Raw genomic sequence first — 11,219 nt, forward strand, 5'->3', positions numbered from 1 at the left:
AAACTAAATCACTTTTTTTGTATCAGGCTCACATTGAGCCTGTTCGATCGTTCAACTGGAACCGTAACAACATGCGTACTAGCCAATACCTGCTCTCCACTCTGAAGGAGACACCTGCCGACGCCGAGGTTATCAGCCACCAGCTGATGCTGCGCGCCGGGATGATCCGCAAGCTCGCCTCCGGGTTATATACCTGGCTGCCGACCGGCCTGCGCGTCCTGAAAAAAGTCGAAAACATCGTGCGTGAAGAGATGAACAACGCCGGTGCTATCGAGGTGTCGATGCCAGTCGTTCAGCCAGCCGACCTGTGGCAAGAGAGTGGTCGTTGGGAACAGTACGGTCCGGAACTGCTGCGTTTTGTCGACCGTGGCGAGCGTCCGTTCGTACTCGGCCCGACCCACGAAGAAGTTATCACCGATCTGGTGCGTAATGAACTCAGCTCTTATAAGCAGTTGCCGCTGAACTTCTTCCAAATCCAAACCAAATTCCGTGATGAAGTGCGTCCGCGCTTTGGCGTGATGCGTTCGCGCGAATTCCTGATGAAAGATGCTTACTCTTTCCACACCTCTCAGGAGTCGTTGCAGGAAACCTATGACGCCATGTACGCCGCGTATAGCCGTATCTTCAGCCGTATGGGGCTGGATTTCCGCGCGGTACAGGCCGATACCGGTTCTATCGGCGGCAACGCCTCGCATGAATTCCAGGTGCTGGCGCAAAGCGGCGAAGACGATATCGTTTTCTCTGATGTTTCTGATTACGCGGCTAACATTGAACTGGCAGAAGCTATCGCGCCGCAAACGCCGCGCGCAGCGGCGACGCAGGAAATGACTCTGGTCGATACGCCAAATGCCAAAACCATCGCGGAGCTGGTGGAACAATTCAACCTGCCAATTGAAAAAACGGTAAAAACGCTGCTGGTGAAAGCGGTGAAAGACAGCAAGTCTCCGCTGGTGGCTCTGCTGGTTCGCGGCGATCATGAACTGAATGAAGTTAAAGCGGAAAAGCTGCCGCACGTTGCCAGCCCGCTGACCTTCGCTACCGAAGAAGAGATTCGCGCCGTGATTAATGCCGGCCCTGGCTCCCTCGGCCCGGTCAATATGCCGATTCCGGTCATCATCGATCGCACCGTTGCCGCCATGAGCGATTTTGCCGCTGGCGCCAACATCGACGGTAAACACTACTTTGGTATTAACTGGGATCGCGATGTGGCGACGCCTGTTGTTGCCGACATCCGTAACGTAGTCGCCGGCGATCCGAGTCCGGATGGTCAGGGAACGTTGCTTATCAAACGCGGTATCGAAGTGGGTCACATCTTCCAGTTAGGTACCAAGTACTCAGAAGCGCTGAAAGCCTCCGTTCAGGGTGAAGATGGCCGTAACCAGATCCTGACAATGGGCTGCTATGGTATCGGCGTAACACGTGTCGTTGCCGCGGCTATCGAGCAGAACTTTGACGAGCGCGGCATTGTATGGCCTGACGCCATTGCGCCTTTCCAGGTCGCTATTCTGCCGATGAATATGCACAAATCCTTCCGTGTGCAGGAGCTGGCGGAAAAGCTGTACAGCGAATTGCGCGCGCAGGGCATTGAAGTGCTGATGGACGACCGTAAAGAGCGCCCGGGCGTGATGTTTGCCGATATGGAGTTGATTGGTATTCCACATACTATCGTGATTGGCGATCGCAACCTGGATAACGACGATATTGAGTATAAATACCGTCGCAGCGGTGAAAAATCGCTGATTAAAACCGGCGATATCGTTGATTATCTGGTCAAGGCGATTAAAGGCTAAACGACATTTTGTTGGCATTGCCCGGCGCCACCCGGCAGATATGTAAAGGCCTCGCACCCTGCGAGGCCTTTTATTAGTGAGTGCAATCTTTACCCGGCGCAAACTTCGCATTTTTATCGGCTATTAGCATTTTTACCGGCTCGCCCGTGTCCGGGTTCGCGGCAAACACAAAATGCCCTTCTACCGTCAGCAGCACCGGTTTTTCCGCTTCACCTTTCGCTGTCAGATAGCCGCGCTCAAGCTGGGCGTTACTGGCGACCGGCAGCCGTTTTCCGGTCGCACAATCGGTAAAGATCGCCGCATCGGCCCTGTATACATACATACCACGCAGCGGCATTGGCGTTACCGGCAGGCTGGCGGTAACAGGCACAAGCGTATAATTAAGCTGCGAAGCCACCGGATTGCCTTCTCTGTCGAGCATCTCCAGCGCATTGCCCTTCGCGCGATAATACGATTTCTCGCCATTGCTGTCGGTTAACACCAGTTTATCCGCCGTCCGCGCCCAGGTACCGTATGACGCAAAAGAGGAAGGTTCTTCGCGCACGCCCTGATAGCGCTCGTTCATCACCCATGTGCCGTCTTTTTCCAGAAACAGTGACGTTTCAATACCTTCACAATCCGCACAGGGCAGCACGCCGCGCCAGCTTTGCTGCATGGGTTTTAATTCCGCCGCCTGCGCAGGTTGCAGGGCGTCAACTTCCGCACGGTTATTACACCCTATCAATGCAAATAGCGTACAGGCTGCCGCTACTGACAATATTGCTGTTCTCACCATAAAATCCTTATGAAATTGCTATTCCTGCCCGTCAATCCAGTGGACGACGAACTTTGCCGCGAAGCGCCTTTACAGAAGATTTTTGCGCCTTTGAGGACAAACGGCGCTCTTTCGAGGCACGCGTCGGACGGGTTGCGCGACGGCTTTTCTGCTCCGCGGTTAGTTCTTTTATGACGGCAACCAGCCTGGCGATAGCCGCTTCCCGGTTGAGCTCCTGGCTCCGGAACTCCTGCGCCTTAATGATAATGACGCCATCATCGCTTATCAGATGGTGGCTGGCCGTCAGCAAACGCTGTTTGTAATACTCTGGCAGGCCAGAGGCCCGAATGTCAAAGCGCAAATGAATCGCGCTAGAGGTCTTATTTACGTGCTGACCACCCGCGCCCTGCGCGCGAATGGCCGTAATTTCCAGCTCATTATCGGCTATGGAGACCGTCCGGGAGATGGCAATCATGAGGGCTGTTGCCAGGCGGTTAGCTGTATTTCCAGATTATTCCGAGCATCAGAAAGCCAGATTGCGCCGTCCTGAATCGTCGCCTGTAGCGTCATGGTACGATCGGCAAATTCACTGAGCTGCGCCAGTTGCCCGTCATCCAGATACCAGACGGACAGGTTAGCGAACTGCGCACACTTGCTTTGATGCTGCTGCCACCAGATTTGCGCCGCCCGGGAGTTATAAGCAAAGAGCGCGACGTCGCTCGCCTGAGTACAGGCTTTCTTAATACGGCGCTCATCCGGCAGCCCCAGCTCTATCCAGAGATCGATGCCCAGATGATCGTTGCGCAGCCAGGCCTCCGGCTCATCTTCCGCGCTGAGCCCGCGTGTAAACTGCAACCGCTCATCAGCATATTTTATCCATGCCAACAGGCGCAGCATCATGCGCTCCTGCGTTTCAGAAGGGTGACGCGCCAGCGTCAATGCCGCATCCAGAAACCGGTTGCGATCAAGGTCAGCCACATTGACGACGGCTTTATAAATTGTCGCTTTAAGCGCCATGAGAAAACTCCTTTCGAATCAGGCGCCCATTGTAGCGAAAACCGCGCTAAAAGGCTGTTAACGAATCTTTTACCCACTCGCGTCAGGCGCTGATATTGCGCAAATGAGTATGGTATAGTCACCTTGCTAAACAAGATTTAACTTCGTAGGCTTAGACTTGCATCCACGGTTAAGTCAGAATGCTGACAGGAGGGCATGTGGAAAAATATTGTGAGTTAGTACGCAAGCGGTATGCGGAAATCGCCAGCGGAGACTTAGGGTATGTCCCGGATGCGCTGGGTTGTGTATTGAAAGTGCTTAATGAAGTGGCGGCAGATAGCGCCCTTTCAGAGTCGGTCAGGGAAAAGGCAGCTTATGCTGCCGCGAACTTACTGGTGAGCGATTATGTCAATGAATGAAACGTATCAACCCATTAATTGCGATGACTACGATAGTCTTGAGCTTGCCTGCATGCATCATTTAATACTGACGCTAACGTTAAAAGATGGCGAGGTTTTGCAGGCAAAAGCGAACGATTTGATCTTACGTAAAAATGTAGAATATCTGCTTGCCGAGGTTTCCGGCGAGTCTTGTGAGCTTCGTCTCGATAAAATCGCCAGTTTCAGCCACCCGGAAATTGGTACCGTGGTAGTTAGCGAATCCTGAGTATTTTGTTGCCGGATGGTGGTGCAAGCACCTTATCCGGCCTACGTTCCATGCGATACGTAGGCCTGATAAGCGCAGCGCCATCAGGCATGCCAAACCAGACTCACCCCTTCTTTATCTTCTGCTGCTCCCTCACGCGTCACAAAAACACCCGCAGCCGCAATCAGCGTTTCGCCGTAAAACAACAGCGGCGTGGTGTCTCGTCGCCAGGGCGGGATCCCCTGCTCCTGCCAGATTTTCTTTAATTTACGTCCGCCGTGACGCCCGACAATATGTAACACGCCTGGCGCTTTAAAACGAATGCTGACGGATTCTTCCTCTCGCGGTCGGCGCAGTTCGCCGCCAGGAACGAGCTGTACCGTCCCTAAGCCGGCAGGCAGCGCCAGCGGTGTTTGCCAGACGGGCCAGGCGACCATCGTTTCGTGTTGTCCGGCCACGGATTTAATCCACCACAGTTGCGACTGATAACGGCGAATCTCGTGATCGCCAAAGCGTAAACAGGGAGAGGCATCGTCGCGCGCCAGCGCCACCTCCTGCCAGATACGTTCCAGCGCGTCGCGAGAGGGCATCGGCGCATTACGCATCGCCAGCCAGCGACGCAAAATCGCCGCCCGCCGTACATCGCTCATCGACATTAATGGAGAGAGCCGCAATGTTCCCTCCGCCGTGATACAGTCCGTAAGATCGCTGGCCAGAAGCTCGTCCAGCAGCCTTTCTTGCTCGGCGCAGAGCGTCGCGCTACGGGCTACTGCCGCAGGAAAATGCGGCCAGCGCTGCTGCAAGAGCGGAAGCGCGCGCAGGCGTAAAAAATTGCGATCGTAGGCGTCATCCTGATTGCTTTCATCTTCAATCCAGCATAAGCCATGACGCACAGCCCACTGTTCCAGCGTCTTCCGCGTTTCTCTCAACAGCGGGCGAAGAAGCAGAGTTCCGGCAAAAGGCGAGCATTCTCCCATCGCGGAAAGTCCGGCCGGACCGCTGCCGCGCTTTAACGCCAGCAGGAATGTTTCACACTGATCGTCAAGGTGCTGCGCGGTTGCCAGCACTTCGCCAGGCAATAGCGTCTGTGCGAACGCCCGGTAGCGCGCTTCACGCGCATGGGCCTCGATACCCAGGCCATTATCCGCCAGCGTCACCCGCTCCACTACCAGCGGAACCTGCCAGCGTTCGCATACGGTTTCGCAATGCCGCACCCAGCTATCAGCATGAGGGCTTAAACCGTGATGAATATGGATAGCACGCAGCGTGACGTCAGGATGGCGTTCTCGCCACAACACCAGTTGATGCAGAAGCACCGTAGAATCCAGGCCACCGCTAAAGGCAGCCAGAATACGGCGAGAAGAGAGTAACGAGGTATTCAACGTGAGAGTGGTCATGATCCATGCTTATAGTGACTTAGCCCGGCAACGTTACCTGGCGAGCGTCTTAATGACAAGCCTTACTGCTCATATAGCTCAAGCGGTAAACCGTCCGGATCGTTGAAAAAAGTAAAGCGCTTCCCGGTATACGGATCGATGCGTATCGGTTCGCACTTAACCTGATGCTTTTCCAGATGCGCAACGGCGTTTTCCACATTTTCCACGCTGAAAGCCAGATGGCGCAGGCCGCAGGCTTCAGGTCGGCTTGGACGCGCCGGAGGGAAGGGAAAAGAGAAAAGCTCAATCACATACTGCCCGTTTAGTGCCAAATCGCCCTTCCACGAGTCACGCTCTTCCCGCCAGACTTCGCTTAGCAGATCGAACCCCAGAATATCGCAGTAAAACGCCTTGCTCACCGCATAGTCTGTCGCAATGATCGCGATGTGATGAACCTGTTTTAATCCCAGCATAGCGTCTCCTTTATTGATTATCAGTACGTTACTCGTCACATTCCCGTCAGGCAAGCTAACAGGCGTGTTTTAAGACTCGTACCTGGTACACCCCGTCTTCATTCCGTTTCGCACCGTGAATATCCGTTTCAAAACCGGGATAATGCTGGCCAATCGAGCAGAGCATCAGCAGAAAATCGAGCACGGCCCGGCTCTGTTGCGTGATCCTCTCGCCGGGCATCAACAGCGGAACGCCTGGCGGATAAGGCAGGATCATATTCGCGGAAACGCGCCCTGGCAGTTGATCGAGCGCCACGGTTTCCACCTCGCCTTTGATCTGACGCTGCCAGGCCTGGTGCGGGGTCATGATCATCTCCGGTAAAACCTCGAACGCCCGCAGCATCAGCCCCGGAAGATCGTGCTGGCGGATCAGTTTATGGATCCCCTGCGCCAGATCCTGAATGCGCATATTGCGATAAAAATCCGGATCTTCCGCATACAGATCCGGCAACATATTTTTGACGCGCAGGTTAAGATCGTAGGCCCGTTTAAATTCTGTCAGTCCGCGCAGCAGCCCCATCGCACGGGTCTTATCAATCCCTATGCTGAACAAAAACAGCAGATTATACGGCCCGGTTTTTTCCACCACCACGCCTCGCTCATCGAGGAACTTCGCCACCAGCGCGGCGGGTATCCCCTCTTCGCTCATGTTGCCCTGTTCATCCATCCCCGGCGTCAGGATTGTCACCTTAACCGGATCGAGAAACATATGATCGTCATCAGCATCGGCGAAGCCATGCCAGGTTTCTCCCGGCGTGACCGGCCAGCATTCGGCCTCATCAACCTCTTCCGGCTGCCAGATATCAAAGAACCAGCTATCGGACTCTTCACGTAGCCGCTGTACCTCTTTACGAAAATGGAGCGCTCGCTCCACCGAACGATTAATCAATCTTTTCCCTGGATTGCCGCGCAGCATCGCCGCTGCGGTCTCGATAGAGGCGACAATGGGATAGCTCGGCGATGTGGAAGTGTGCATCATAAACGCTTCGTTAAACGTCTCTTCGTCATATTCCCCTTTGATATGAATAAGCGACGCCTGCGAAAAAGCCGCCAGCATTTTATGGGTGGATTGCGTTTCGAAAATCACTTTTCCGGGCACCCGATCGCCGCTCATCCCGCTTTTCCCCTGGTAGATCGGATGGAAATGGGTATAGGGTACCCAGGCGGAGTCAAAATGGATCGAGGGAACGTCCAGCATCTGCTTGATCCAGTTAGTGTTATACAGCAGACCATCGTAAGTCGAATTGGTGATAACCGCATGAACTGGCCATTGCGCCTGCGCGGTTTCCGCCACCTTACGCGCAATGCTGTCGCGGGTAAATTCACGCTTAGGAATACCGCCAAGAATACCGAGCGCATTGCGCGTCGGCTTCAACCAGAGAGGCACCACATCGCTCATCATCAGCAAATGCGCCAGCGATTTATGGCAATTACGATCAATAAGTAGCGTACTTCCCGCAGGCGCGGCATACATACCGACAATTTTATTCGAGGTCGACGTACCGTTCGTCACCATATAACTCTGCTCGGCGCCAAAAGTACGGGCGATATACTCTTCCGCTTCCAGATGCGGCCCGGTGTGATCCAGCAGCGATCCCAGTTCAGTCACCGAAATCGACACATCGGCCTTTAAGGTATTGCCGCCAAAAAAGTCATAAAACAGACAGCCTGGCGGGCTTTTCTGATACGCCGTTCCCGCCATATGACCCGGCGTACAAAAGGTATATTTTCCTTCTTTGGCGTAGGTAAAAAGCGCTTTGGTAAACGGCGGCGTAATATTATCGAGATATTCGTTTGTATATTGATGAATGCGCGTCGCGATATCTTCAGCCAGCCCCAATGCATACTCAAAAAACCACAGCGCCATGCGCATATCGTGAACGCTAACGTCCAGCGTGGAGTTGGTATTGATAAAGGCGTAGAGGGGAAGGTATTCATTTAGCTGGTTGATTTCGCTACAAAGGTCGAGACTGTATTCATCCCAGTCAAAAATAACGCCGCAGATGCGCGGGTTATGTTCAATAAACTTCAACAAGTCAACGCTATTTTGCGGCCAGATAATTTGAAATCCCAGGGATTGTAATGCACGCTCAAGCTCCTTGATGGGTTCATCTTTATAATAAACCCCGTGCGGCCCCATAATGGCGATGATGTTCATGCTTTCTCCTGAAAAAACCTGAGATAAGCATAGTAACAATCCTGCCGATGCAAAGCACCGACAGGATTTATCTTATTACAATGCGTTCCATGCATCGGCCCAGGCAATCCCTACGCCGGGCTCATAGTAGGCAGGCGCAACATTACACCATGAGCCTTCCGGGAACGGTTTGCACTGGTACAATGCGCCATTACTGTTAACGATGTCGCCCGGATTCCATTTCTGGCTGCTGCTCCAGGCAGGATAGCTGGTGGTCTTATCTTCGTCATCCGCAGCGGCGGCCTTCGCTTTCACATTCAGCGTATAAACCGCTGTACTGGAGAGCGTACCGTCGCTAACGGTCAGATTCACCACATACTGGGTGTTCTGAGTGACATCCGGCGCGTTGAAAATCACAACGGCTTTATCCTGGCCGCTCAGCGTTTTGCCATCCTGCGACATCCAGGTATAGGTGAGCTTGTCGCCATTCGCGTCGGTCGATCCTTCCGCGCTGAGTGAAACCGGGCTACCGGCTTCCACCGCCCCGACCGGCCCGGCAATGCGCGCGACTGGCGCCACGTTTTCATCCGTCACTGGCGCCGGAGTTGGCGTGACATCCGGTTCAGTGGTTCCGTTATCATCGACGACATTAACGTTGAAATAATGCTGTACACATTTCGTGTAGTCACCCTCTTTAAAGGCGGTATACGGCGTCTGATATCCCACTAACTGGCAGGAATAGGTTTTACCGTCCGCAGTATCGGCGCTCCAGCCCCAGTCTTGTTCCCAATAGATCGGTAACGCGCCAGCGCCGCCTTCATCGAACTGCTTCATCTTTTTACAGCCCAACACTTCGTCCGCCGGCACCGGCACTTTCAGGTAGTTGGCAAACTCTTTGTAGTAGGCGATACGGTTAAGCGACTGCGCATTCTCATCTGCGCCGCCGCACTCCACGCCGCCATTGATGATCTGAATGGTGACGCCGAAACCTGATACCAGGCCGTTTGCTTTATCGCGATCGTTTGGCTGCCAGGTACCGTCAATCACATGTAGCATAGACGGCTTCGGCGGCTGCGGATACACAAAGAAGAAGACGGCGCTCGCCAGGTTCATCCAGGTATCCGCCACCAGCTCGGGTTTATCCAGCAGAGGGCGAACGTCGCCATACATCGCGTCAGAGAAAGGCCCATAGTTGTAGTTATAAGAAAGCTGTTTTGCCCCGCGACCAAAATAGCTGAGGAAATCGCCGTCCTTATCTTTACCGCACGGCCAGGTCTGGCCCTGCCATACATCCGGGTTACATTCGCCGTTGTAGCCGCCTTTCTGTCCTTCTGTCCAGCCGACTTCGCGCAGATAGACCAGCGCCTGACGCCATTCCGGAATGTCACGCCAGCTTTCGTGACCGCCCGTCTCCTGGGCAAAATGCGCAAACATAGTAGCCAGGGTTTTACGGCAGATAGCGTCGCTATCGCGTCCATCGGTGTAGGTACCACAAACCGCCGGGAATTTACCTATCGCTTTCAGGAAGTTAGAGTAAGTGTATTCCGGCGCGCGCATCGGGAACAGATAATCCCAGTCGGCCTCTTTCAGAATACTTTCAACGCGTTTTACGTTTGCCGGGTTAGCGGCGCGCCCCGGTTCGATTTGTTCGACCGCGCTGTTATCCAACGTCTGGATAGAGGATTTCACTGCCTCCATTAACGGAAAATCCGTCAGCGCTTTCTCTTTCGCCGCCAGATCGCTGGCGTTAATGGTCATTGGCTCACTACTGCTAAGCAGCGGCGCGGCCTGCGCACCGGATAAGCTCAACATGATCCCTGCCGCTACGGCGCTGAGCGCCAGTGTTTTTTGCAATCCCATAATTTTCTCCTTGAAGGGTAGTTCACTGCCTGCCCTGGCCACACGCCTGGCAGTTGCTACAGTGTCAGGGAGAACATGCCGTTGCGTTTAATCACATCAGCTCATCGGCGTCTCATTTTTCCTCGTCCAAAAAAAAGAGGCCGGATTATCCGGCCTCCTGGGAGAAATGAGGTAAATGATTAGGCGTAACCGTAGCTCATCAAACGCTGGTAACGACGGTTTTTTAAATCATCGGTGCTTAACACATCGAGATCGGCTAAATCTTCCAGCAGCTGCGCTTTTAGCGATGCCGCCATCGCTTCCGGATTACGGTGCGCGCCGCCCAGCGGCTCCGGAATGATGGAATCGATGAGCTTCAGCTCTTTCAGACGCGGCGCGATGATGCCCATCGCTTCAGCAGCCAATGGCGCTTTGTCGGCGCTCTTCCACAAAATAGAGGCGCAACCTTCCGGGGAGATAACGGAATAGGTGCTGTATTGCAGCATATTCACTTTATCACCCACGCCAATCGCCAATGCGCCGCCGGAGCCGCCTTCGCCAATCACGGTGCAGATGACAGGTACGTTCAGACGAGACATCTCACGCAGGTTGCGGGCGATAGCTTCAGACTGACCACGCTCTTCCGCGCCCACGCCAGGGTAAGCGCCCGGGGTGTCGATGAAGGTGATAATCGGCATGTTGAAGCGTTCAGCCATTTCCATCAGGCGCAGCGCTTTGCGGTAGCCTTCCGGCGCTGGCATGCCAAAGTTACGACGAATTTTTTCTTTGGTTTCACGACCTTTCTGATGACCAATGATCATCACCGGCCGCCCTTCCAGACGCGCGATACCGCCGACGATGGCTTTGTCATCAGCATAGGCGCGATCGCCCGCCAGCTCATCAAACTCATCAAACGCCAGACGGACATAATCCAGGGTGTACGGACGCTGCGGATGGCGCGCCAGTTGGGCTACCTGCCATGCGCCGAGATCGGCGAAGATTTTGCGCGTCAGTTCTACGCTTTTTTCGCGCAGGCGATGGACTTCTTCATCGATATTAATATCCAGTTTCTCATCCTGGCGGCTTACCGCAGTCAGAGAATCGATTTTCGCTTCCAGCTCTGCTATCGGCTGTTCAAAATCAAGGAAATTCAGACTCATAGTATTCCTG

At 54.0% G+C, this 11,219-nt stretch carries 11 protein-coding genes; 3 read left to right on the plus strand and 8 right to left on the minus strand.

Going from position 1 to position 11,219, the window contains the following annotated elements; all coding sequences use genetic code 11:
* Positions 1-71 precede the first annotated feature (71 nt).
* Complete coding sequence (gene proS / locus QEN32_RS17325; protein ID WP_001260683.1) at positions 72-1,790, plus strand: proline--tRNA ligase; 1,719 nt, start codon at positions 72-74, stop codon at positions 1,788-1,790.
* 73 nt (positions 1,791-1,863) lie between these two features.
* Here the strand turns inward: proS and nlpE are convergent, their stop codons facing one another.
* Genes nlpE through QEN32_RS17340 form a run of 3 tightly spaced genes read right to left on the minus strand, consistent with a single transcriptional unit; the run spans position 1,864 to position 3,561 of the window.
* Complete coding sequence (gene nlpE, locus QEN32_RS17330) at positions 1,864-2,565, minus strand: envelope stress response activation lipoprotein NlpE (RefSeq protein WP_265321988.1); 702 nt, start codon at positions 2,563-2,565, stop codon at positions 1,864-1,866.
* A gap of 31 nt (positions 2,566-2,596) precedes the next feature.
* On the minus strand, positions 2,597-3,019 hold the full coding sequence (gene arfB / locus QEN32_RS17335; protein ID WP_000560527.1) for an alternative ribosome rescue aminoacyl-tRNA hydrolase ArfB: 423 nt from the start codon (positions 3,017-3,019) through the stop codon (positions 2,597-2,599).
* Entirely contained in the window at positions 3,016-3,561 is a 546-nt protein-coding gene (locus QEN32_RS17340) for a YaeQ family protein (protein ID WP_001185319.1), read from the minus strand. The genes arfB and QEN32_RS17340 overlap by 4 nt, the downstream gene beginning before the upstream one ends.
* Before the next feature lie 197 nt (positions 3,562-3,758).
* Between QEN32_RS17340 and QEN32_RS17345 the strand changes: the two genes are divergently transcribed.
* Positions 3,759-3,959 carry a YaeP family protein gene (locus tag QEN32_RS17345; RefSeq protein WP_001518678.1) on the plus strand — a complete coding sequence of 67 codons (201 nt, stop codon included), beginning with the start codon at positions 3,759-3,761 and terminating at the stop codon, positions 3,957-3,959.
* Positions 3,946-4,206, plus strand: coding sequence for a Rho-binding antiterminator (gene rof / locus QEN32_RS17350; protein WP_000062330.1), 261 nt, complete (start codon positions 3,946-3,948; stop codon positions 4,204-4,206). Before QEN32_RS17345 ends, rof begins: the two co-directional genes overlap by 14 nt.
* 83 nt (positions 4,207-4,289) lie before the next feature.
* Here rof and tilS read toward each other — a convergent pair whose 3' ends face one another.
* The 5 genes from tilS to accA all read right to left on the minus strand — a co-directional run bounded on the left by tilS (position 4,290) and on the right by accA (position 11,209).
* On the minus strand, positions 4,290-5,582 hold the full coding sequence (gene tilS / locus QEN32_RS17355; protein WP_265321989.1) for a tRNA lysidine(34) synthetase TilS: 1,293 nt from the start codon (positions 5,580-5,582) through the stop codon (positions 4,290-4,292).
* Between the two features lie 62 nt (positions 5,583-5,644).
* Positions 5,645-6,034, minus strand: coding sequence for a VOC family protein (locus tag QEN32_RS17360; protein ID WP_000901088.1), 390 nt, complete (start codon positions 6,032-6,034; stop codon positions 5,645-5,647).
* Positions 6,035-6,089: 55 nt separating this feature from the next.
* Positions 6,090-8,231 carry a lysine decarboxylase LdcC gene (gene ldcC, locus QEN32_RS17365; protein WP_001021042.1) on the minus strand — a complete coding sequence of 714 codons (2,142 nt, stop codon included), beginning with the start codon at positions 8,229-8,231 and terminating at the stop codon, positions 6,090-6,092.
* A gap of 75 nt (positions 8,232-8,306) precedes the next feature.
* Positions 8,307-10,070, minus strand: a complete 1,764-nt coding sequence (locus QEN32_RS17370) for a chitinase (RefSeq protein WP_000524168.1) — start codon at positions 10,068-10,070, stop codon at positions 8,307-8,309.
* Between the two features lie 179 nt (positions 10,071-10,249).
* Positions 10,250-11,209 (minus strand): acetyl-CoA carboxylase carboxyl transferase subunit alpha, encoded by a 960-nt coding sequence (accA, locus tag QEN32_RS17375; RefSeq protein ID WP_000055753.1) that lies wholly within the window; start codon positions 11,207-11,209, stop codon positions 10,250-10,252.
* Positions 11,210-11,219: the final 10 nt, after the last annotated feature.

The sequence above is a fragment of the Salmonella sp. SA14318 genome (assembly GCF_029866905.1).
Lineage (GTDB): Bacteria > Pseudomonadota > Gammaproteobacteria > Enterobacterales > Enterobacteriaceae > Salmonella > Salmonella enterica.